Below are 26,123 nucleotides of genomic sequence, written 5' to 3' on the forward strand. Positions count from 1 at the left end.
ATGCTCTTCAGCGAACTCATGGCAGCGCTTTCCACCCGTGCGATCCGACTCCAGCGCGAGGAGGCCGACCTGATCGTCGAGGGCGATGACGACACCCTCGATGACGCGCTGTGGGACGCATTGGCGGCGCACAAGCCAGCGCTGCTGGAGATGCTTGCGGGCCTGGAGGATGGCTGGCTGAGCCCGGCGCTGCGCATCACCCCCGACATGCTGCCCCTGGCCGGGCTCGACCAGGCCGCCATCGACCGCATCGTCGCCACGCTGCCCGGGGGCGCGGCGAATCTGCAGGACATCTACCCGCTGGCGCCGCTGCAGGAAGGCATGCTCTACCACCACCTCACGGCCGCCGAGGGTGACCCCTATGTGCTGCAGGCGCAGCTGCGTTTTGCCAGCCCGGCGCACCTGCAGGCGTTCGCCGAGGCGCTCGACTGGGTGATCCAGCGCCATGACATCCTGCGCACGGCACTGGCCTGGGAATACCTGGACCAGCCGCTGCAGGTGGTGTGGCGCAAGGCGCCCCTGGCTTGCGAGGCAGTCGGAAGCCTGGACGGTGACGAGCCGCTGGAGCAATTGCGCGCCCGTTTCGACACGCGTCATTACCGCATGGACCTGGCCCAGGCCCCCTTGCTGCGGCTGGTGCATGGCCAGGATCGCGACGGCCGGGTGCTGGGCTTGCTGCTGTTCCACCACACGGTCATGGACCACACCGGCCTGGACATCGTGCGCCGCGAGATCCAAGCCTATCTCGCAGGTGATGGCGAGCGGCTGCCAGCGCCGGTGCCGTTCCGTGACCTGTTGGCCAGAAGCCGCCAGGCCCAGGACGAACAGGCCCATGAAGCATTCTTTGGCGCCATGCTGGCCGATATCGATGCGCCGACCCTGGCCTTCGGCGTCCAGGAGGTGGCCGGCCAGCCCATGGAGGAAGCACGGATCACCCTGGCGCCCGGCCTCAGCCAACGTCTGCGTGCCCAGGCCCGGTTGCTCGGGGTCAGCCCGGCCAGCATCATGCACCTGGGGCTGGCGCGCCTGTTGGGGGCGTGGTCCGGGCGCGAGTCGGTGGTGTTCGGCAGCGTGCTGCTGGGGCGCATGGCGGCGGGCGAGGGCGGCGAACACGCCCTCGGGATGTTCATCAATACCTTGCCGCTGCGGGTCGACCTGCAGGGGCAGGGTGTGCGGGATGCACTGTTGCTGACTCACCGCCAGTTGACCGCGCTGCTCGGCCACGAACAGGCGCCGCTGGCCCTGGCCCAGCGTTGCAGCGGTGTGGTGGCGCCGATGCCGTTGTTCAACAGCATGCTCAACTATCGCCATAGCGCGGCGGGCGACGCCGCCGCGGTGATCGCAGTGGCGCCGGGCATCGATGTGGTCGGCACCGAGGAGCGCACCAACTACCCCTTGAACCTGGCGGTCGACGATCTGGGTGTCGACCTGCGCCTGACGGTCCAGGCCCTCGCCGAATGGGGCGCCGAGCGGCTATGCGGGCAACTGCGGCAGGTGTTCGAGGGGCTGGTGGAGGCACTCGAGCGCGCCCCCGACCTGCCCGTGCTGGCGCTGCCGGTGCTGACGCCCGAGGAGCGCCATCAACTGCTGATCGGCTGCAACACCACGGCCGCCGAACACGACCTCGACCAGCCGCTGCACGCGTTGTTCGAGCGCCAGGCGCTGCTGCATCCACAGGCGGTGGCCATCGAGGCGGAAGGTGAACAGCTGACCTATCGGCAGCTCAACGAACAGGCCAACCGCCTGGCCCACCATTTGATCGCCCTGGGCGTGCGCCCGGACGACCGGGTGGCGATCTGCGTCGAGCGTGGCCCGTCGATGGTGGTTGGCCTCCTGGCCATCCTCAAGGCCGGTGGCGCCTATGTGCCAGTGGACCCGAGCTACCCGGCCGAGCGCATCCGCCACATGCTCGTCGACAGCGCGCCGCTGGCCGTGCTGGTGCACGAGGCCACCCGCGAGGTACCGGGCGCGCTGGCCGTGCCGCAGATAGACCTCGACCAGGCGGGCTGGGAAAGCCTGCCGGCGACCGACCCACGGGTGACCGGGCTGACTTCGCGCCACCTTGCCTATGTGATCTACACCTCCGGCTCCACCGGCCTGCCCAAGGGTGTGATGGTCGAGCACCGCAGCGTGGTCAACCTGGTGCACTGGAGCGCTGGGCTGTGCCCCGCGACTGCGGACGGCGCGGTGCTGCACAAGACTCCGATCAGTTTCGACGCCTCGGTGTGGGAGCTGTTCTGGCCGCTGGGCAGCGGCCTGCGCCTGGTGCTGGCGCGGCCCGACGGCCAGCGTGACGCGGACTATGTGGCGCGGCGAATCATCGAGTCCAGGGTCAGCGTGGTGCAGTTCGTGCCGGCGCTGTTGCAGCAGTTCCTCGAACAGGCGCGCAGCGCGCAGTGCAGCAGCCTCACCGACATCGTCTGCGGCGGGGGCGAGCTGACCGAAGCCCTGGTGCGCCAGGTACGCGAGCGCCTGCCGCAAGTGCGCCTGCACAACGTCTACGGCCCCACCGAAACCACGGTCGATTGCAGCGTCTGCACCCTGGAGCCTGATCAGCCCGTGCCGGAAGGCGCGCTGCCGATCGGCCGGCCGATCGACAACACCCGCCTTTACGTACTGGACGGCGCGGACCAGCCGCTGCCGTGGGGTGTGGCCGGGCACCTGCACATCGGTGGCGTGGGGGTTGCGCGTGGCTACCTGGGCTTGGCCGGGCAACAGGCCGAACGCTTCATCGACAGCCCGTTTGTGCGCGGCGAGCGCCTGTACCGCAGCGGTGACCTGGTGCGCCAGCGCGCCGACGGTTCGTTGCAGTTCCTCGGCCGCAACGACCACCAGGTCAAGCTGCGCGGCCTGCGTATCGAACCGGGCGAGATCGAAGCCTGCCTGAACCGCGTGGACGGCGTGCGCGAGGCGCTGGTGCTGGTTCATGAACACCCGCACAGCGGCCAGCGCCTGGTGGCTTACCACACCGGCCTGGATCACGCCGCGCAGTACCTGCGCGAGCGCTTGCTGGAGCAGTTGCCCGAATACATGGTGCCAGCCTTGTTCATCCACTTGGATGACATGCCGCTGACGCCCAACGGCAAGGTCGACCGCAAGGCCCTGCCGACCCCCGAAGCGCCAGTGCGCCAGTACCAGGCGCCCCAGGGCCCGATCGAGACCGCCCTGGCTGCGATCTGGGTGGACCTGCTGGGTGTGGGGCCCGTGGGGCGTGACGACAACTTCTTCGAACTGGGCGGCCATTCGCTGCTGGCGGTACGCCTGGTGGAGCGCATGCGTCAGCAGGCGCTGGAGGCCGATGTGCGGGTACTGTTCAGCCAGCCCACGCTGGCCGCGCTGGCGGCCTCGGTGGGGGGGCGGGCCGCTGTCGACGTGCCGGCCAACCGTATTCCGGCAGGCTGCACGCGGATCACCGCGGACATGCTGCCCCTGGCCGATCTCGGCCAGGACGCCATCGACACGCTGGTGCGGCAGATCCCCGGTGGCGTGGCCAACGTCCAGGACATCTACGGCCTGGCCCCGCTGCAGCAGGGCATTCTTTACCATCACCTGGCCAGCGAAGGCGCCGACCCCTATGTGGTGCAGGCGCGTTTCGCCTTTGCCGGGCAGGCCGAACTGGACGCCTTCGTCGCCGCGCTGAACCAGGTCATCGCCCGTCACGACATCCTGCGCACCAGCCTGCATTGGCAGGGCCTGGACGAGGCAGTGCAGGTGGTCTGGCGCGAGGCGCCGCTGCTGCTGAGCCCGGCGCTCGAAACGCCAAGGCTCGACCTCGGCCAGGCACCCTTGCTGTGCCTGAGCAGCCAGCGCCAGGCAGGGCGGCTGGAGGCGACCCTGCTGCTGCATCATATTCTTGTCGACCACACCGCCGTGGAGCAACTGATGCTCGAGGTGGGGGCGTTGCTGCAAGGCTCCGCAGAGCTGCCTGCCAGCATCCCGTATCGCAACTACGTGGCCCAGGCACGTCTTGGCGCGGACCCTCAGGCCGACGAGGCCCTGTTCCGCGAGTTGCTGGGCGATATCGACGAACCGACCGAGGCGTTCGGCCTGCGCGAGGCCATGGCCGACACCCATTCGGTGGGTGAAAGCCGTTGGCCCTTGGAGCCGGCGCTGGTCGCACGTCTGCGCGGGCAGGCCAGGGCGCTGGGGGTCAGTGTCGCCAGCCTGGTGCACCAGGCCTGGGGCCAGGTGCTGGCGCAGATGTCCGGGCGCGAAGAGGTGGTGTTCGGCACCGTGCTGCTCGGTCGCCTGCTGGGCGGCGAGGGTGCCGATCGGGCGTTGGGCATGTTCATCAACACCCTGCCGCTGCGGGTCAGCGTGGGCAGCGGCGGTGTGGCCGAAGGCGTGCGCCTGACCCATCAGCGCCTGGCGCGCCTGCTGGCCCATGAACAGGCCTCCCTGGCCCTGGCCCAGCGCTGCAGCGGCGTGCCGGCGTCCCAGGCGCTGTTCAGCAGCCTGCTGAACTACCGCCACAGTGCCGGCCAGCCCGCGCAGGGGCCCGTCTGGCCGGGGATCGAACTGTTGGCCGCGCAGGAGCGCAGCAACTACCCGCTGGTGGTCAGCGTCGATGACTATGGGGATGATTTCCGGTTGACGGTGCAGGCCGTGGCGTCGGTCGATGGCGAGCGCGTCTGCCGCTTGCTGCAGTGGGCCTTGACGCAGTTGGTCACGGCGCTGGAGCAGACCCCGCAGGTCGCGCTGCACAGTCTGCATGGATTGCCCAGGGTCGAACGCGATTGCGTGCTGGGTCGTTTCAATGCCACGGCATGCGACTACCCGCGCGACCTGGCCGCCCACCGCCTGTTCGAAGCCCACGCCGCGAGCACGCCAGAGGCACTCGCGGTGATCCACGGTGAACGCCAGTGGAGCTATGCCCAGCTCGATGACCAGGCCAATCGCCTGGCCGTCTACCTGCTCGAGCAGGGCCTACGTGCCGGTGATCGCGTGGCCTTGTTGCTGCCACGCTCCTTCGACCTGTTGGCGGCCCAACTGGCGGTGAGCAAGTGCGCGGCGGTGTTCGTACCGCTGGACGGCAATGCCCCGGTCGAACGCCAGGCGTTCATGGTCGGCGACAGCGGGGCGGCGCTGCTGCTGACCCACAGCGATCAGCCCGAAGTGGCGGGAGCGCGCCGGGTCGAACTCGACCGGCTCGACCTGAGCACCTATGCGGCTGCGCCGCTGGGGCTGGCGGTGGACGCCGGCAGCGCGGCGTACATCATGTACACCTCCGGCTCCACCGGCACGCCGAAGGGCGTGCAGGTGCCGCACCGGGCCATCGTGCGCCTGGTGATCAACAACGGTTTTGCCGACTTCAATAGCCAGGACCGCGTGGCGTTCGCCTCCAACCCGGCGTTCGACGCCAGCACGCTGGAAGTCTGGGCGCCGCTGCTCAACGGTGGCGCGGTGGTGGTGATCGACCAGGACCAGGTGCTGTCGCGCCAGGGCCTGCGTGAGGTGCTGCTGGAGCAGGGCGTGACGGTGCTGTGGCTGACTGCCGGGCTGTTCCACCAGTTCGCCGACGACCTGCTGCCGGCGTTCCGTGGCCTGCGCTACCTGATGGTCGGTGGCGACGTGCTGGACCCGGCGGTGATCGCCCGGGTACTGCGTGACGGCGCGCCGCAACACCTGCTCAATGGCTACGGCCCGACCGAGGCCACCACCTTCAGCACCACCCACGAGATCACCGCGGTGGGCGAGGGCAGCATCCCGATCGGCAAACCGATCGGCAACAGCCGCTGCTACGTGCTCGACGCCCGCCAGCAACTGCTGCCGGTGGGGGCGGTGGGCGAGCTGTATATCGCCGGTGACGGCGTGGCCCTGGGTTACCTGGGCCAGCCGGAGCTGACGGCCGAGCGCTTCCTGCCGGATCCGTTCAATAGCGGCACGATGTACCGTAGTGGCGACCTGGTCAGTTGGCAGGCCGACGGCAACCTGCGTTACCTGGGCCGCGCCGACCAGCAGATCAAGCTGCGCGGTTTCCGCATCGAACTGGGTGAAATCGAGGCGTGCCTGGGCGAATGCCCGGGCGTGCGCGACGCGGCGGTGATCGTGCGCGAGGACGCGCCGGGGGACAAACGCCTGGTGGCGTACTTCACCGGCGAGGCCCCGGCCATCGGCGAACTGCACGAGCACCTGCAAGGCGTGCTGCCGGATTACATGCTGCCATCGGCTTATGTGCGACTTGAAGCCTTGCCATTGACCGCCAACGGCAAGCTCGACCGCCGCGCCTTGCCGCAGCCGGGCAGCGAGGCCGTGGTCAGCCGCGCCTTCGAGGCGCCGCAGGGCGAGGTGGAGACGGCACTGGCCGCGATCTGGGCCGAGGTGCTCAAGGTCGAGCAGGTCGGTCGCCACGATCACTTCTTCGAGCTGGGCGGCCACTCGCTGCTGGCGGTGAGCCTGGTCGAGCGCATGCGCAAGGCCGGCCTGGCTGCCGACGTGCGCGTGCTGTTCGCCCAGCCGACCCTGGCCGCGCTGGCGGCGGCGGTGGGCGCTGGACGAGAGGTGCCCGTACCCGAAAACCGTGTCCCCCACGATGCGACCCGGATCACCCCAGAGATGCTCAGCCTGATCGAACTGGACCAAGCCAGCATCGACCGCATCGTCGCCAGCGTGCCGGGCGGCGCCGCCAACGTGCAGGAGATCTACCCGCTGGCACCGTTGCAGGCGGGCATCCTTTATCACCACCTGAGCGCCGAGCAGGGCGATCCGTACCTGCTGCAGTCGCGTCTGGCCTTTGACAGCCTCGAGCGCCTGCGTAGCTGGGCTGCGGCGTTGCAACAGGTCATCGACCGCCACGACATCCTGCGCACTTCGGTGGTCTGGGAAGGCCTGGCGGAGCCGGTGCAGGTGGTCTGGCGCCAGGCCAACCTGGCGCTCAGCGAAGTCACTGGCCTGGGTGAGGAGTCAGTGATCGAGCAGTTGCTGGCGCGTTTCGATGCCCGCCAGCAGCGTCTGGACCTGACCCGGGCTCCCTTGCTGCGGCTGGTCTATGCCGAGGATCCGCGCCAGGGCGAGTGGGTGGCGCTGTTGCAGTTCCACCACCTGACCCTCGACCACGCCGCGATGGCCGTGGTCGGCGAGGAGATGCAGGTGCTGCTGGACGGGCGTGGCGCCACGCTGCCTGCCGCGGTGCCGTATCGCAATTATGTCGCCCAGGTCTGCCTGGGCGACGATCAGGCCAGCCATGAGGCGTTCTTCCGCGCCCAGTTGGGGGATGTCGAAGAACCGACCCTGCCCTTTGGCCTGGCCGATGTGCAGGGCGATGGCGGACGGGTCGAGCATGCCGCCCTGATGCTGCCTGACGCCCTGGCCCAAGGCCTGCGCGAGCAGGCCCGGCAGCGCGGCGTCAGCGCCGCGAGCCTGGTGCACCTGGCCTGGGCCCGCGTGGTCGGCGTGCTGGCGGGGTGTCACGACGTGGTGTTCGGCACCGTGCTGATGGGCCGCCTGCAAGCCGGCGAGGGCGCCGACCGCGCCCTGGGCATGTTCATCAACACCCTGCCACTGCGGGTGGATACCGCGCTAACGGTGGAGCAGGCCGTGCGCGTCACTCATCAGCGCTTGTCGGCCCTGCTCGGTCACGAGCATGCGCCCTTGGCGCTGGCCCAGCGTTGCAGCGGCGTGGCGGCTTCGGCGCCGTTGTTCAGTGCCTTGCTCAATTTCCGGCACAGCGCCGAGGCGGCCCGGGACGGTGAAGGTATCTGGCAGGGTGTTCGCCTGCTGGGCGGCGAGGAGCGCAGCAACTACCCGTTGACCCTGAGCGTCGATGACCTGGGCGAGGGTTTCTCGCTGAGCGTGCTGGCCGCCGAGGGATTGCCTGCGGCGCAGGTCGGCACGTGGATGGCCAATACGCTAGGCCAACTGTTGCAGGCGCTGGAGCGGGCGCCGGGCCAGGGACTCGATCATCTGCCGATGCTGGATGACGAGGCTTTGCGCCAGGTGGTGGAGGGCTTCAACGCCACTGCCGTCAATTATCCGCAAGGGCACACCGTGCATGCGCTGGTCGAGGCCCAGGCGCCCGAGGCGCTGGCCGTGGTACAGGGCGAGGTGAGCCTGAGCCATGGCGCGCTGAACCAGCGCGCCAATCGCCTGGCCCATTACCTGATCAAGCGTGGCGTGGCACTGGGCGACCGCGTGGCGCTGTGCCTGCCGCGCGGTCCGCAGCGGCTGGTGGCGATGCTGGCCGTGCTCAAGGCCGGCGCGGCCTATGTGCCGGTCGATCCGGGCTATCCGGCGGAGCGTATTGGCTATCTGCTCAGTGACAGTGCGCCGACGCTGGTGCTGGTCGAATCGAGCACTGAGTCGCTGGTGGGCGCGGTGGCCAAGGTGGCGCTGGATGGCGATGACTGGCTGGACCAGGCCGATGACAATCCGGTTGTCCAGGGCCTGGACGAGCATCAGCTGGCCTATGTGATCTACACCTCCGGTTCCACCGGCCAGCCCAAGGGGGTGATGGTCGAGCACCGCACCCTGGCCAACCTGGTCCACTGGCATTGCCAGGCCTTCGACCTGGGCGCCGGCAGCCACACCTCCAGCGTCGCCGGCTTCGGCTTCGACGCCATGGCCTGGGAGGCCTGGCCGGCGCTGTGCGCCGGGGCGGTGCTGCACCTGCCGCCGGCGCATATTGGCGGCGAACATGTCGACGAACTGCTCGACTGGTGGCTGCAGCAACCGCTGCAGGTCAGTTTCCTGCCGACGCCGGTGGCCGAGCAGGCGCTGCGCCGCGAACGCCAGCACCCGACCCTGCGCACCTTGCTGGTGGGCGGCGACCGCCTGCGCCAGTTCGACCGCGATCCGGGCTTCGTGCTGGTCAACAACTACGGCCCGACCGAGACCACGGTGGTCGCGACGTCCGGTCAACTTCAGCCGGGCGGCGCGCTGCATATCGGCAAGCCGACCGCCAATACCCGCGTCTATGTGCTGGATGCGCAGCGCCAGCCGGTGCCGGTCGGCGTGACCGGCGAGCTGTACATCGGTGGCGCGCAGGTCGCCCGCGGCTACTTCAACCGCCCCGACCTTACCGCCGAGCGTTTCCTCGACGACCCGTTCGCCGCTGGCCGTATGTACCGCAGCGGCGACCTGGTGCGCTGGAACGCCGACGGCACCCTGGACTACCAGGGGCGCAACGATGACCAGGTGAAGATTCGCGGTGTGCGGGTCGAACTGGGCGAGATCGAGGCCGCGCTCAAGGCCCAGCCGGGCATCGCCGATGCCGTGGTGCTGGTGCGCGACGAGCGCCTGCTGGCGTGGTTCACCGAAGCGGCAACGGTCGATATCGAGCGCTTGCGCGAGGGCTTGCAGGCCAGCCTGCCGGCGCATCTGCTGCCGCAGGCCTTGGTCCGCCTGGACGCCCTGCCACTGACCAGCCACGGCAAGCTGGACCGCCAGGCGCTGCCGCAACCGGCCATGCTCGCCGCCCAGGACTACGTCATGCCGCAAGGTCCTGTGGAAACCGCCATCGCCGGGCTCTGGGCCGAAGTGCTGGGTATCGAGCAGGTCGGTCGCCACGACAACTTCTTCGAACTCGGCGGCCACTCGCTGCTGGCGGTGACCCTCACCGCGCGCCTGCGCCAGGCCGGCCTGCAGGCCGACGTGCGCACCCTGTTCGGCCAGCCGACAGTGGCGGCGCTGGCGGCGACCCTGGGCCAGGGCCGCCGGGTCGAGGTCCCGGCCAACCGGATCCCGGCCGGCTGCACCCGGATCACCCCGGACATGCTGCCACTGGTGGAACTGGAACCGGCCGCCATCGAACGCATCGTCGCCACGGTGCCGGGCGGCGCGGCCAACGTGCAGGACATCTATCCGCTGGCGCCGTTGCAGGAAGGCATCCTCTACCACCACCTCAGCTCGCCGCAGCACGACCCCTATGTGCTGCAGTCGCCCATGGCCTTCGACAGCCTGGCGCGGCTCGAAGCCTTCGCCGCTGCGTTGCGCCAGGCCATCGCACGCCACGATGTGCTGCGTACCGCCGTGCTCTGGGAGGGCCTGGCGCAACCGCTGCAGGTGGTCTGGCGCGAGGCGCCGCTACTGGTCGTACCGCTCGAAGGGCAGGACCTGCAACGCCTGGACCTGAGCCAGGCACCGCTGATTCGCCTGCTGTACAGCGCCGATGCCGGCAGCCAACGGGTCGAGGCACTGCTGCAGTTCCACCATATCGTCCTCGATCACACCGCCCTGGAGATCATCGGCGCGGAACTGCTGGGCTACCTGCAAGGCACCACGGCACCGCTGCAGGCCCCGGTGCCTTACCGCAACTACGTGGCCCAGGCGCGCCTGGGCGTCAGCCAGGCCGAGCACGAGGCGTTCTTCCGCGAGCTGCTGGGCGATATCGACGAGCCGACGCTGCCCTACGGCCTGAGCGACGTGCAGGGCGATGGCCAGGCTATCGAGGAAGCCCAGCTGTGGCTGGACGAGACCTTGGCCGCGCGCCTGCGCCAGCAGGCCCGGCAACTGGGCAGCAGCCCCGCGAGCCTGTTCCACCTGGCCTTCGCCCGCCTGCTGGCCGCCACCAGCGGCCGCGACAGCGTGGTGTTCGGCACCGTGCTGCTGGGCCGACTGGAGGCCGGCGAGGGCGCCGAGCGGGCGCTGGGCATGTTCATCAACACCCTGCCGCTGCGCCTGGACCTGCAGGGCGCGGCCCTGCCCGAGGCGGTGCGCCAGGCCCAGCAGCGCCTGAGCGCCTTGCTCGCCCACGAACATGCGTCGCTGGCCCTGGCCCAGCGTTGCAGCGGCGTACCGGCGCCGGCGCCGCTGTTCAGCGCCATGCTCAACTACCGCCACGGCCAGGAGGCCAGCGAAGCCCGGCGCCTGGACTGGCAGGGCATCGAGTTCCTCGACGGTCAGGAGCGCAGCAACTACCCGCTGAGCCTCAGCGTGGACGACATGGGCCAAGGGTTCCGCCTGGTGGCCATGACCTCGGCGACGGTTGGCGCCGCGCGGGTCTGCGGGCAGCTGCGGCAGGTACTGCTGGCGTTGGTCGACGGCCTGGAGGCGCAAACCGGGCAGACGGTGCTGCAACTGCCGGTGCTGCAGGACGAGGAACGCGCCTACCTGTTGCAGGGCTGCAACGCCACGGCGCGGGCCAATGATTCCGAGCAGCCGATCCAGGCACTGTTCGAGCGGCAGGCAGCACGCGCCCCGGAAGCGATTGCGGTGCACGCCGAGGCGGGGCAACTGAGCTACCGCGAGCTCAACATCCAGGCCAACCGCCTGGCCCATTACCTGATCGAACTGGGTGTGAAACCCGACGACCGGGTGGCGATCTGCGTCGAGCGCGGCTTGCCGCTGGTGGTCGGCCTGCTGGCGATCCTCAAGGCCGGTGGCGCCTACGTGCCGCTCGACCCGGACTATCCGGCCGAGCGCCTCGGCCACATGCTCGCCGACAGCCAACCGCGGGCGTTGCTGGTGCAACAGGCCACCCGCGCCCTGGTGGGTTCGTCGGCGACGTTGGTCGACCTCGATCAGCCGACGTGGGGCGATCTGCCGGGCAGCAATCCGCAGGTGTCTGGCCTGACCTCGCAGCACCTGGCCTATGTGATCTACACCTCCGGTTCCACTGGCGTGCCCAAGGGGGTGATGGTCGAGCACCGCAACGTGGTCAACCTGGTGCACTGGAGCGCCGGGCTGTTCCCGAGCGAAGGCGCGGTGCTACACAAGACCCCGGTGAGCTTCGACGCCTCGGTGTGGGAGCTGTTCTGGCCGCTGTGCACGGGCCTGCGCCTGGTGCTGGCGCGCCCGGATGGCCAGCGCGACCCGCAGTACCTGGCGGAGCTGATCGAGCGGCAGCAGGTCAAGGTGGTGCAGTTCGTGCCGGCCTTGCTGCAGCAGTTCCTCGACGAGGATGCCAGCGCCGCCTGCGCCAGCCTCACCGACATCGTCTGCGGTGGTGGCGAGCTGACCGAAGCCCTGGCCCGCCAGGTACGCGAGCGCTTGCCGCAGGTGCGCCTGCACAACGTCTATGGCCCCACCGAGACCACGGTGGATTGCAGCGTCTGGACCCTGGAAGCGCGGGATCCGTTGCCGACGGGTGCATTGCCGATAGGCCGGCCGATCGACAACACCCGCTTGTATGTGCTGGATGCGCATGACCAACCGGTGCCGTACGGCGTTGCCGGTCAGTTGCACATCGGCGGGGCCGGGGTGACGCGGGGCTACCTGGGCTTGCCGGAGCAACAGGCCGAGCGTTTCATCGCCAGCCCGTTCGTCGACGGTGAGCGCCTGTACCGCAGTGGCGACCTGGTACGCCAGCGCCATGACGGCGTACTGGAGTTCCTCGGCCGCACCGACCACCAGATCAAACTGCGCGGCCTACGTATCGAGCCGGGCGAGATCGAGGCCTGCCTGAACCGGATCGCGGGTGTGCGTGAGGCGCTGGTGCTGGTGCACGCGCATCCGCACAGCGGTGCGCGCCTGGTCGCCTATCACCGGGGTGAACCACAACAGGCCGACGCGCTGCGCCGGGCCTTGCTGGCACAGCTGCCGGAGTACATGGTGCCGGCGCTGTTCATCCATCTCGACAGCTGGCCACTGACCCCGAACGGCAAGTTGCAGCGCAAGGCACTGCCGCTGCCGGATCTGCAGGCGGGCGGCTACGAAGTGCCACAGGGCGAGACGGAAACCCTGCTGGCCGAAATCTGGGCGCAGTTGCTGGGTGTCGAGCGGGTAGGGCGTCACGACAACTTCTTCGAACTGGGCGGCCATTCGTTGCTGGCCGTAAGCCTGACCGCGCGGCTGCGCCAGGCCGGCCTGCAAGCCGACGTGCGCACGCTGTTCGGCCAGCCGACGGTGGCGGCGCTGGCAACCACCCTGGGGCACAGCCGCCAGGTGCCGGTTGCGGCCAACCTGATCCCGGCCGATTGCACCCGTATCACCCCGGACATGCTGCCGTTGGTGGCGCTGGAGCAGGCCGCCATCGACCGTATCATCGCCACGGTGCCGGGCGGCGCGGCCAACGTGCAGGACATCTACCCGCTGGCACCGTTGCAGGAAGGCATCCTCTACCTGCACCTGAGCAGCGCGGACGCCGATCCATATGCCTTGCGCGCGCAATTGCGCTTCGACAGCCCGGCGCGCCTGCAGGCGTTCGCCCAGGCCCTGGAGCAGGTCATCGCCCGGCATGACATCCTGCGCACCGCGGTGCTTTGGGACGGCCTGGCGCAACCGGTGCAAGTGGTCTGGCGCCAGGCGCCGCTGCAACTGGCGCCGCTCGACGCGCAGCACCTGGCACGCCTGGACCTGGGCCAGGCGCCGCTGATCAGGCTGCTGCACCGCACCGTGCCGGGCAGCCAGCGGATCGAGGCGGTGCTGCAGTTCCACCATATCGTGCTCGACCACATCGCCATGCAGGCGGTGCAGGCCGAGCTGCGCGGCTATCTGTCGGGCCACGACGAGCCGCTGCCGCCGTCGGTGCCGTACCGCAACTATGTGGTGCAGGCGCGCCAGGGCGTCAGCGAGGCCGAGCATGAAGCGTTTTTCCGCGCCCGCCTGGGCGATATCGACGAGCCGAGCCTGCCGTTCGGCCTGCGCGAGGTACAAGGCGAAGGGCTGGCGCTCGATGAGGCCGAGGTCGAGTTCGAGGGGGCCTGCTATGGCCGCCTGCGTGACCAGGCTCGCCAGCTGGGGGTGAGCACCGCGAGCCTGGTGCACCTGGCCTGGGCGCGCCTGCTGGGCAGTGCCTGCGGCAAGGACCAGGTGGTGTTCGGTACCGTGCTGTTGGGCCGTCTGCAGGGCGGCGAGGGCAGCGAACGGGCGCTGGGCATGTTCATCAATACCTTGCCGCTGCGGGTCGACCTGGGTGGGCTCGGCGTGCGCGAAGGCGTGCTGGCCACGCACCGCGAGCTTTCGGCGCTGTTGCTCCACGAGCACGCCTCGCTGGCCCTGGCCCAGCGCTGCAGCCAGGTGGCGGCGCCGCTGCCGCTGTTCAGCGCCTTGCTCAACTACCGCCAGAGCAGCCGGGCCGCGCCGCAGGCGCAAGCCTGGGAAGGTATCGAGGCGCTGGGCAGCGAGGGGCGCACCAACTATCCGCTGAGCCTGAACGTGGATGATTTCGGCGACGGCCTGCGCCTGGGCGTGCAGGTGTCTGCCCAGGTTGGCGCGCAAAGAGTCTGCGCGCAGATGCTGCAGGTGCTCGACGGTCTGCTGCTGGCGCTTGAACAGCATCCCGAGGAGCAACTGCAGCGCCTGCCCGTGCTGAGCGCCGATGAACGGCGCCAGGTGCTGGGCGCTTTCAACGACACGACCCAGGCCTACGACCTCGACCAGACCCTGCACGGAATGATCGAGGCCCAGGTGCGGCGCACCCCTGATGCCGTGGCGGTAAAGGCAGAGGAGGGCGAGCTGAGCTATCGCCAGCTGGATGAACAGGCCAACCGCCTGGCCCATCACCTGATCGCCCTGGGCGTGAAACCCGACGACCGGGTGGCGATCTGCGTCGAGCGGGGCCTGGCGATGGTGGTCGGCCTGCTGGCCACCCTCAAGGCCGGCGGCGCCTATGTGCCGGTGGACCCGGAGTACCCGGCCGAGCGCATCCGGCACATGCTTGGCGACAGTGCCCCGCTGGCGGTGCTGGTGCACGCCGCCACACGCCATGTGCCGCAGGCCGGCGCGGTGCCGGTGATCGACCTCGACCTGCCGACCTGGCTGGAGCAACCGGCACAGGCGCCACAGGTGGCCGGGTTGACCCCGCGCCACCTGGCCTACGTGATCTACACCTCCGGATCCACCGGCCTGCCCAAGGGGGTGATGAACGAGCACGCCGCAGTGGTCAACCGCCTGCTGTGGATGCAGGACGCCTATCGCCTGGGCGCTGACGACGTGGTACTGCAGAAGACCCCGTTCAGTTTCGACGTGTCGGTGTGGGAGTTCCTATGGCCGCTGCAGACCGGGGCACGGCTGGTGATGGCGCGCCCTGGCGGGCACCGCGACCCCGAGTACCTGCGCGAGGTGATCCGCGCCGAGCAGGTCAGCACCTTGCACTTCGTGCCGTCGATGCTCGATGTGTTCCTCGCCCATGGCGATGTCCTGCCGCACCGCCTCAAGCGCGTGTTGTGCAGCGGCGAAGCCTTGCCCGGCAGCCTGGTGCGGCGCTTCCAGGCACAGCTGCCGACGGTCGAGTTGCACAACCTGTACGGCCCGACCGAAGCGGCGGTGGACGTCAGTGCCTGGCACTGTGTGACGGCGCCGGACAACACGCCGATCGGCAAGCCGATCGCCAATACCACGCTGTACGTGCTCGATGCCCACGGCCAGCCCGTGCCGCGGGGCGTGGCCGGCGAGCTGTACATCGGCGGCGTGCAGGTGGCGCGTGGCTACCTCAACCGCGAGCAACTGACTGCCGAGCGCTTCCTCGACGATCCGTTCGCCAGCCAGGCCGGTGGTCGGCTGTACCGCACGGGCGACCTGGCCCGGCATCTGCCCGACGGCAACCTGGAGTACCTCGGGCGCAACGACGACCAGGTGAAGCTGCGCGGCCTGCGCATCGAGCTGGGCGAGATCCAGGCCTGCCTGACCCGCGTCGACGGGGTCAAGGAAGCCGTGGTGCTGGCCCGCGACCAGCGCCTGCTGGCCTACTACACCGGCGCCCGGCAGGCGCCGGAGGCCTTGCGCGCGGCACTGCTCGGCCAATTGCCGGAGTTCATGGTGCCAGCCTCGTTCACCTACCTCGAGGCGCTGCCGCTGAGCCCCAACGGCAAGCTGGACCGCAAGGCGCTGCCGCAGCCAGAGGCGACGCAGCAGGTCTACGAGGCGCCGCAAGGCGAGGTCGAGACCCTGTTGGCGCAACTCTGGCGTGAGTTGCTGGGTGTCGAACCGGTCGGTCGCCACGACAACTTCTTCGAGCTCGGCGGCCATTCGCTGCTGGCCGTTACCCTGACCGCGCGCATGCGCCAGGCGGGCCTCGCGGCGGATGTGCGGGTGCTGTTCGGCCAGCCGACCCTGGCGGCGCTGGCGGCGGCGGTGGGTGGCGAAGTGGTGGTGGAGGTGCCGGCCAACCGCATTCCGGCCGATTGTCAGCGCATCACTGTCGATATGCTGCCACTGGCGAAACTGGACCAGGCGGCGCTCGACCAGGTCGTGCGGCAGATCCCCGGCGGCGCGGCAAATGTCCAGGACCTCTATGCCCTGGCGCCGTTGCAGCAGGGCATTCTCTACCACCACCTGGCCAGCGCCGAGGTCGACCCCTATGTGCTGCAACTGGGCTTCGCCTTCGCCGGCCAGGCCGAGCTGGACGCCTTCGTTTCCGCGCTGAACCAGGTCATCGTCCGTCACGACATCCTGCGCACCAGCGTGCACTGGCAGGGGCTCGATGAGGCCGTGCAGGTGGTCTGGCGCCAAGCGCGCCTGGACATCCAGCCGGCACTGGACAGCGTGCGCCTGGACCTGGGGCGCGCACCCCTGATGCACCTGAGCAGCAGTGTGGAGCATGGCCGATTGCAGGCAACCCTGCTGCTGCACCATATCCTCCTCGACCATGCCGCCATGGAGCTGCTGGTGGCCGAGGTCGGCGATGTGCTGCTGAACCGCGAGCCTCAGGGCGACAGCGTGCCATACCGCAACTATGTGGCCCATGCGCGACTGCGCGATGACAGCCAGGCGCAGGAGGCGATGTTCCGCGAGCTGCTGGGCGATATCGACGAACCGACCGAGGTGTTCGGCCTGCGTGACGCGCTGGGCGATGGCAGCCATGTGCTCGACCATCGGCAGTACCTGGACGACAGCCTGGCGCAACGCTTGCGCGGTCAGGCGCGGGCGCTGGGGATCAGTGTCGCCAGCCTGGTACACCAGGCCTGGGGGCAGGTGCTGGCGCAGTTGTCCGGCCGTGAGGAGGTGGTGTTCGGCACCGTGCTGCTTGGCCGCCTGCAAGGCGGCGAGGGGGCCGAACGGGCGCTGGGCATGTTCATCAACACCCTGCCATTGCGGGTCAGCGTGGGTGACATGGACGTGGTCGCAGGCGTGCGCCTGACCCACCAGCGTCTGGCGCGCCTGCTGGCTCATGAACAGGCCTCCCTGGCCCTGGCCCAGCGCTGCAGCGGCGTACCGGCCTCGCAGGCACTGTTCACCAGCCTGCTGAACTACCGCCACAGCTCGGCTGGTGGCACGGAGCAGGCCCAGGCCTGGCAGGGGATCGAACTGCTGGCCGCCCATGAGCGCAGCAACTACCCGCTGGTGGCCAGCGTCGACGACCTGGGGGATGGATTCGCCCTGACCGTACAAGCGGTGTCGGCCGTGGACGGCGGCTTGGTCTGCCAGCTGTTGCAGGAGGCCCTGGCCCGCTTGGTCGAGGCGCTGGCGCATACGCCGGCAACGCCACTGAGCCGGCTGCATGGCTTGCCGGCAGCCGAGCGCGAGCGGGTGCTGCGCCAATTCAACGCCACCGCGCGCGATTATCCACGTGATCTGCCCGTGCATGTGTTGTTCGAGGCGCACGCCAAGGCCAGCCCGGATGCGCTGGCGGTGGCCCATGGCACAAGGCGCTGGAGTTACCAGGCCCTCGACCGGCAGGCCAACCGGCTGGCCGGGTATCTGTTGGAACTGGGCGTGCGTGCTGGCGACCGCGTGGCCTTGCTGCTGCCACGCTCCTTCGACCTGCTGGCGGCCCAGCTGGCGGTAAGCAAGTGCGCGGCGGTGTTCGTGCCGCTGGACGGCAATGCCCCGGTCGAACGCCAGGCGTTCATGGTCGGCGACAGCGGGGCGGCGCTGCTGCTGACCCACAGCGATCAGCCCGAAGTGGCGGGAGCGCGCCGGGTCGAACTCGACCGGCTCGACCTGAGCACCTATGCGGCTGCGCCGCTGGGGCTGGCGGTGGACGCCGGCAGCGCGGCGTACATCATGTACACCTCCGGCTCCACCGGCACGCCGAAGGGCGTGCAGGTGCCGCACCGGGCCATCGTGCGCCTGGTGATCAACAACGGTTTTGCCGACTTCAACCACCAGGACCGCGTGGCCTTTGCCTCCAACCCGGCGTTCGACGCCAGCACGCTGGAAGTCTGGGCGCCGCTGCTCAACGGTGGCGCGGTGGTGGTGATCGACCAGGACCAGGTGCTGTCGCGCCAGGGCCTGCGTGAGGTGCTGCTGGAGCAGGGCGTGACGGTGCTGTGGCTGACTGCCGGGCTGTTCCACCAGTTCGCCGACGACCTGCTGCCGGCGTTCCGTGGCCTGCGCTACCTGATGGTCGGTGGCGACGTGCTGGACCCGGCGGTGATCGCCCGGGTACTGCGTGACGGCGCGCCGCAACACCTGCTCAATGGCTACGGCCCGACCGAGGCCACCACCTTCAGCACCACCCACGAAATCACTGCGGTGGGTGAGGGCAGCATTCCCATCGGCAAACCGATCGGCAACAGCCGCTGCTACGTGCTCGATGCCCGCCAGCAACTGCTGCCGGTGGGGGCGGTGGGCGAGCTGTATATCGCCGGCGACGGCGTGGCCCTGGGTTACCTGGGCCAGCCGGAGCTGACGGCCGAGCGCTTCCTGCCCGATCCATTCAATGGCGGCACGATGTACCGTAGTGGCGACCTGGTCAGTTGGCAGGCCGACGGCACCCTGCGTTACCTGGGCCGCGCCGACCAGCAGATCAAGCTGCGCGGTTTCCGCATCGAACTGGGTGAAATCGAGGCGTGCCTGGGCGAATGCCCGGGCGTGCGCGACGCGGCGGTGATCGTGCGCGAGGACGCGCCGGGGGACAAACGCCTGGTGGCGTACTTCACCGGCGAGGCCCCGGCCATCGGCGAACTGCACGAGCACCTGCAAGGCGTGCTGCCGGATTACATGCTGCCATCGGCTTATGTGCGACTTGAAGCCTTGCCATTGACCGCCAACGGCAAGCTCGACCGCCGCGCCTTGCCGCAGCCGGGCAGCGAGGCCGTGGTCAGCCGCGCCTTCGAGGCGCCGCAGGGCGAGGTGGAGACGGCACTGGCCGCGATCTGGGCCGAGGTGCTCAAGGTCGAGCAGGTCGGTCGCCACGATCACTTCTTCGAGCTGGGCGGCCACTCGCTGCTGGCGGTGAGCCTGGTCGAGCGCATGCGCAAGGCCGGCCTGGCTGCCGACGTGCGCGTGCTGTTCGCCCAGCCGACCCTGGCCGCGCTGGCGGCGGCGGTGGGCGCTGGACGAGAGGTGGCCGTGCCCGAGAACCGTGTCCCCCACGATGCGACCCGGATCACCCCAGAGATGCTCAGCCTGATCGAACTGGACCAGGCCAGCATCGACCGCATCGTCGCCAGCGTGCCGGGCGGCGCCGCCAACGTGCAGGAGATCTACCCGCTGGCGCCGTTGCAGGAAGGCATCCTCTATCACCACCTGAGTGCGGAGCAGGGTGATCCCTATCTGCTGCAGACCCGCCTGGCCTTCGACAGCCTGGAACGGCTGCAAGCCTGTGCCGGTGCCTTGCAACAGGTCATCGACCGCCACGACATCCTGCGCACTTCGGTGGTCTGGGAAGGTTTGGCGGAGCCGGTGCAGGTGGTCTGGCGCCAAGCCCGCCTGGACGTGCACGAAGTCACTGGGCTGGGCGAGGAGGCGGTGATCGAGCGCCTGCACGATCACTTCGATGCACGTTCGCAGCGCCTGGACCTGACCCAGGCGCCACTGCTGCGCCTGACCTACGCCATGGACCCGGCCGGGCAGCGCGTGGTCGCGGTGCTGCACTTCCATCATCTGGCCCTGGACCACACGGCGATGGAGGTCATTGTCCATGAAATGCAGGCGTTGCTGTCCGGGCGCCAGCACCTGCTGAGCCCACCTGTGCCGTACCGCACCTACGTGGCCCAGGTGCGCCTGGGCGCCGCTGAAGCAGGGCACGAGGTGTTCTTCCGTGACATGCTCGGCGATGTCGAGGAGCCGACCCTGCCCATGGGCCTGGCCGATGTGCAGGGCGACGGGCGTGATATCGAGGAAGCCCGCCTGCCACTGGACCTGGCCTTGTCGCGCCGGGTGCGCGAACAGGCGCGGGCGCAGGGTGTCAGCGCCGCGAGCCTGATGCACCTGGCCTGGGCCCGCGTGGTGGGCGTGCTGGCGGGGCGTCACGACGTGGTGTTCGGCACCGTGCTGATGGGCCGCCTGCAGGGCGGCGAGGGCGCCGACCGTGCGTTGGGCGTGTTCATCAATACCTTGCCGCTGCGCATCGACACGGCCAAGGGGGCCAGTGACGCGGTGCGGCTTACCCACCAGCGGCTGTCGGCGCTGCTTGGCCATGAGCACGCGTCGCTGGCCTTGGCCCAGCGTTGCAGTGGCGTGGCGGCCTCGTCGCCGTTGTTCAGTGCGTTGCTCAACTACCGTCACAGCCCGGTTGATGTGACCGGGGCTGATAGCGACAGCTTCCAGGGCATGCACCAGCTGGGCGGCGAGGAGCGCAGCAACTATCCGTTGACCCTGAGCGTGGATGACCACGGCGAAGGCTTCACCCTCAGTGTGCTGGCCCTGTTGGGTATCGGCGCCGAGCGGGTCGCGGGCTGGATGAACTCGGCGGTGGCCGGGCTGGTCCTGGCGTTGGAGCAAGGTGGCGCGGTGCAGGTCGACACATTGCCCATCCTCGATCACACAGCGCAGGGCCAAGTGCTCGAAGGCTTCAATGCCACGGCTGCGAGCTACCCGAAAGGCCACACCGTGCATGCGCTGGTCGAGGCCCAGGCGCCTGAGGCGCTGGCCGTGGTGCAGGGCGAGGTGAGCCTGAGCCATGGCGCGCTGAACCAGCGCGCCAATCGCCTGGCCCACTACCTGATCAAGCGTGGCGTGGCACTGGGCGACCGCGTGGCGCTGTGCCTGCCGCGCGGTCCGCAGCGGCTGGTGGCGATGCTGGCCGTGCTCAAGGCCGGCGCGGCCTATGTGCCGGTCGATCCGGGCTATCCGGCGGAGCGTATTGCCTATCTGCTCAGTGACAGTGCGCCGACGCTGGTGCTGGTCGAATCGAGCACTGAGTCGCTGGTGGGCGCGGTGGCCAAGGTCGCACTGGACAGCGATGACTGGCTGGACCAGGCCGATGACAATCCGGTTGTCCAGGGCTTGGACGCAGATCAGCTGGCCTATGTGATCTACACCTCCGGCTCCACCGGCCAGCCCAAGGGCGTGATGGTCGAGCACCGCACCCTGGCCAACCTGGTCCACTGGCATTGCCAGGCCTTCGACCTGGGCGCCGGCAGCCACACCTCCAGCGTCGCCGGCTTCGGCTTCGACGCCATGGCCTGGGAGGCCTGGCCGGCGCTGTGCGCCGGGGCGGTGCTGCACCTGCCGCCGGCGCACATTGGCGGCGAACATGTTGACGAACTGCTCGACTGGTGGCTGCAGCAACCGCTGCAGGTCAGTTTCCTGCCGACGCCGGTGGCCGAGCAGGCGCTGCGCCGCGAACGCCAGCACCCGACCCTGCGCACCTTGCTGGTGGGCGGCGACCGCCTGCGCCAGTTCGACCGCGATCCGGGCTTCGTGCTGGTCAACAACTACGGCCCGACCGAGACCACGGTGGTCGCGACGTCCGGTCAACTTCAGCCGGGCGGCGCGCTGCATATCGGCAAGCCGACCGCCAATACCCGCGTCTATGTGCTGGATGCGCAGCGCCAGCCGGTGCCGGTCGGCTTGACCGGCGAGCTGTACATCGGTGGCGCGCAGGTGGCCCGCGGTTACTTCAACCGCCCCGACCTTACCGCCGAGCGTTTCCTCGACGACCCGTTCGCCGCTGGCCGTATGTACCGCAGCGGCGACCTGGTGCGCTGGAACGCCGACGGCACCCTGGACTACCAGGGGCGCAACGATGACCAGGTGAAGATTCGCGGTGTGCGGGTCGAACTGGGCGAGATCGAGGCCGCGCTCAAGGCTCAGCCGGGCATCGCCGATGCCGTGGTGCTGGTGCGCGACGAGCGCCTGCTGGCGTGGTTCACCGAAGCGGCAACGGTCGATATCGAGCGCTTGCGCGAGGGCTTGCAGGCCAGCCTGCCGGCGCATCTGCTGCCGCAAGCCTTGGTTCGCCTGGACGCACTGCCACTGACCAGCCATGGCAAGCTGGACCGCAAGGCGCTGCCGGATCCCGATCCCTCGGCCCTGGTTCGCCACGCCTATGTCGCGCCGACCGGTGCTTCCGAGGTGGCAATAGCCGCGATCTGGGCCGAAGTGCTGGGTATCGAGCAGGTCGGTCGCCACGACAACTTCTTCGAACTCGGTGGCCACTCGCTGCTGGCGGTGACCCTCACCGCGCGCCTGCGCCAAGCCGGTCTGCAGGCCGACGTGCGCACCTTGTTCGGCCAGCCGACGGTGGCGGCGCTGGCGGCGACCCTGGGCCAGGGCCGCCAGGTCGAGGTCCCGGCCAACCGGATCCCGGCCGGCTGCACCCGGATCACCCCGGACATGCTGTCACTGGTGGATCTTGAACCGGCCGCCATCGAGCGCATCGTCGCCATGGTGCCGGGCGGCGCGGCCAACGTGCAGGACATCTACCCGCTGGCGCCGTTGCAGGAAGGCATCCTCTACCACCACCTCAGCTCGCCGGAGCACGACCCCTACGTGCTGGCCTCGCGCATGGCGTTCGCCAGCCAAGAACGCCTGCACGCCTTCGTCGATGCCCTGGGCAAGGTGATCGCCCGCCACGACGTGCTACGCACCTCGGTGCTGTGGGACGGCCTGCCGCAGGCGGTGCAGGTGGTGTGGCGCCAGGCCGCTCTGGCGGTGTTCGAGGTGGCGGATGAAGCCGCGGTGCCGCACGCCCTGGCCCTGGAACAGGCCCCGCTGGTGCGCCTGTACCACTGGTCGGACCCGCAAGGTCCAGGGTTGCTGGCCGCGTTGCAATTCCACCATATCGTCCTCGACCATACCGCTCTGGATGTACTAGGCCGCGAGCTGGTCGGTTACCTGCAGGGCGCAGCGGTGCCCGCCGGGCAGGGCGCGCCGTACCGCAACTACGTGGCCCAGGCGCGCCTGGGCGTCAGCCAGGCCGAGCACGAGGCATTCTTCCGCGAGCAACTGGGTGATATCGACGAGCCGACCTTGCCCTACGGCCTGGGCGACGTGCAGGTCGATGGCCAGGGCATCGAGGAGGCCCAGCTGTGGCTGGACGAGACCCTGTGCGCAGACCTGCGGCAACAGGCTCGGCGGTTGGGTGTCAGCGTCGCCAGCCTGTTCCACCTGGCCTACGGCCGTCTGCTGGCCGCCACCAGCGGCCGCGACAGCGTGGTGTTCGGCACCGTGCTGCTGGGCCGGCTGGAGGCTGGCGAGGGCGCCGAACAGGCCTTGGGCATGTTCATCAACACCCTGCCGCTGCGCCTGGACCTGCGCGCCACGACCCTGCAGGAGGCGGTGCATCAGACCCAGCAGCGCCTCAGCGCCTTGCTCGCCCACGAACATGCGTCGCTGGCCCTGGCCCAGCGCTGCAGCGGCGTACCGGCGCCGGCGCCACTGTTCAGCGCGATGCTCAACTACCGTCACGGCACCCAGGCGGACGAGGCCCAGCGCCTGGCGCTGCAGGGTATCGAGACCCTGCAGAGCAATGAGCGCAGCAACTATCCGCTGAGCCTGAGCGTGGACGACATCGGTGCAGGCTTCCGTCTGGTGGCCCTGGCCCCGGCGGCGGTCGGCGCCGCGCGGGTCTGTGAGCAACTGCGGCAGGTGCTGCAGGCCATGGTCGAAGCGCTGACATGCGAGCCACGCCAGGCGTTGCTGCAACTGCCGGTGCTGTCGCTCGATGAGCGCCGTCAGCTGGTGCACGACTGCAACCGCACGGCGCGGCCTCACGACCTGACCCAGACCCTGCAGGCGCTGTTCGAGGCCCAGGCCCTGCGTACGCCCGAGGCCGTGGCCATCTGCGCGGAGCAGGGTGAGCTGAGTTATATCCAGCTCAATGCCGAGGCCAACCGCCTGGCTCACCACCTGATCGCGCTGGGCGTGCAGCCCGACGACCGGGTGGCGATCTGCGTCGAGCGCGGCTTGCCGCTGGTGGTCGGCCTGCTGGCGATCCTCAAGGCCGGTGGCGCCTACGTGCCGCTCGACCCGGACTATCCGGCCGAGCGCCTCGGCCACATGCTCGCCGACAGCCAACCGCGGGCGTTGCTGGTGCAACAGGCCACCCGCGCCCTGGTGGGTTCGTCGGCGACGTTGGTCGACCTCGATCAGCCGACGTGGGGCGATCTGCCGGGCAGCAATCCGCAGGTGTCTGGCCTGACCTCGCAGCACCTGGCCTATGTGATCTACACCTCCGGTTCCACTGGCGTGCCCAAGGGGGTGATGGTCGAGCACCGCAACGTGGCCAACCTGGTGAACTGGAGCACCGGGCTGTTCCCGAGCGAAGGCGCGGTGCTGCACAAGACCCCGGTGAGCTTCGACGCCTCGGTGTGGGAGCTGTTCTGGCCGCTGTGCAGCGGGTTGCGCCTGGTATTGGCACGCCCGGATGGTCAGCGCGATCCGCAGTACCTGGCCGAGCTGATTGAGCGGCAACAAGTCGGCGTCGTGCAGTTCGTGCCGGCGTTGCTGCAGCAGTTCCTCGACGAGGACGCCAGCGCCGCCTGCGCCAGCCTTACCGACATCGTCTGCGGTGGTGGCGAGCTGACCGAAGCCCTGGCCCGCCAGGTGCGCGAGCGCTTGCCGCAGGTGCGCCTGCACAACGTCTATGGCCCCACCGAGACCACGGTGGATTGCAGCGTCTGGACCCTGGAAGCGCGGGATCCGTTGCCGACGGGTGCATTGCCGATAGGCCGGCCGATCGACAACACCCGCTTGTATGTGCTGGATGCGCATGACCAACCGGTGCCGTACGGCGTTGCCGGTCAGTTGCACATCGGCGGGGCCGGGGTGACGCGGGGCTACCTGGGCTTGCCGGAGCAACAGGCCGAGCGTTTCATCGCCAGCCCGTTCGTGGCAGGTGACCGCTTGTACCGCAGCGGCGACCTGGTGCGCCAGCGCCACGACGGCGTGCTGGAGTTCCTCGGCCGCACCGACCACCAGATCAAACTGCGCGGCCTGCGCATCGAACCGGGCGAGATCGAGGCCTGCCTCACTCGTGTGGCCGGGGTGCGCGAAGCCGTGGTGCTGGTGCACGACACCCAGCCGGCCGGCCCGCGCCTGGTGGCCTATGTCACCGGCGACGTGCCGCCGGCCGAGGCCTTGCGCGAAGCGTTGCTCGGGCAACTGCCGGAATACATGGTGCCCGCACTGTTCATTCCGCTGCCGGCCCTGCCGCTGACCGCCAACGGCAAGCTCGACCGCAAGGCGCTGCCGGCAGCTGAACTGCCGAGCCGCGACTACGAGGCGCCGGCCGGCGATACCGAACAGCTGCTGGCGCGGATCTGGAGCGAGCTGCTGGGCGTGGAGCGGGTAGGGCGCCATGACAACTTCTTCGAACTGGGTGGCCACTCGCTGCTGGCGGTGACCCTCACCTCGCGCCTGCGCGAAGCGGGCCTGGAGGCCGACGTGCGCAGCCTGTTCGAACACCCGACGCTGGCAGGCTATGCCGCCATCACAGACAGAATGGAGATCGTCCTGTGAGCATCAACGAACTACTGGCGACACTGACCGCCAACAATGTCCAGCTGGCCCTCAAGGATGGCCAACTGGTGGTCCAGGGCAATCGCCAGGCCCTGACCGACACAGCCCTGGTGGCACGCTTGCGCGAGCACAAGCCGGCGCTGGTCGCCCTGCTGGAGCGCGGTGAATACGTGGCGGCGCGCCAGGGCAGCGTCGAAGTGCCGGAGAACCGCATCCCCGCCGATTGCGAGCGCATCACGTCCGCCATGCTCAGCCTGGCCGACCTCGACCAGGACAGCCTCGACCAGCTGGTCGCGGCCATCCCCGGCGGGGCGGCCAACGTGCAGGACATCTACCCGCTGGTGCCGCTGCAACAGGGCATGCTGTTCCACCACGCCAGTGCTGGCGAGCATGATCCCTATGTGATGCAGGCGCGCTTCGTGTTTGCCGACAGCAGCCGGGTCGAGGCCTTCGCCCAGGCGCTGCAAGGGGTGATCGAGCGGCACGACATCCTGCGCACCTCGGTGCACTGGAAGACCCTGGAAACGCCGCTGCAGGTGGTCTGGCGCAAGGCCCGGCTGCGTGTCGTGCAACTGGCTCCCGGCGCGTTGCCCGACACTGGCTTCGACCTGACCCAGGCCCCGCTGATCCGCCTGCAGTGCCAGGCGCCGGAGCCCGGCGGGCAGGTCCACGCCACC

2 protein-coding genes (1 of these 2 only partly in view) are annotated in these 26,123 nt (G+C 69.4%); both read left to right on the top strand.

Annotated features, from left to right (window positions below; translation table 11 throughout):
• Positions 1-25,446, top strand: a complete 25,446-nt coding sequence (locus LOY42_RS11770; protein WP_258600743.1) for a non-ribosomal peptide synthase/polyketide synthase — start codon at positions 1-3, stop codon at positions 25,444-25,446.
• Positions 25,443-26,123, top strand: partial view of a non-ribosomal peptide synthetase gene (locus LOY42_RS11775; RefSeq protein WP_258600745.1) — the beginning only. 13,854 nt of this gene lie beyond the right edge of the window; only the first 681 of its 14,535 coding nucleotides appear in the window; it begins with the start codon at positions 25,443-25,445; its stop codon lies beyond the right edge, outside the window. The genes LOY42_RS11770 and LOY42_RS11775 overlap by 4 nt, the downstream gene beginning before the upstream one ends.

The sequence above is a fragment of the Pseudomonas sp. B21-023 genome, assembly GCF_024749165.1.
Taxonomy (GTDB): Bacteria; Pseudomonadota; Gammaproteobacteria; order Pseudomonadales; family Pseudomonadaceae; genus Aquipseudomonas.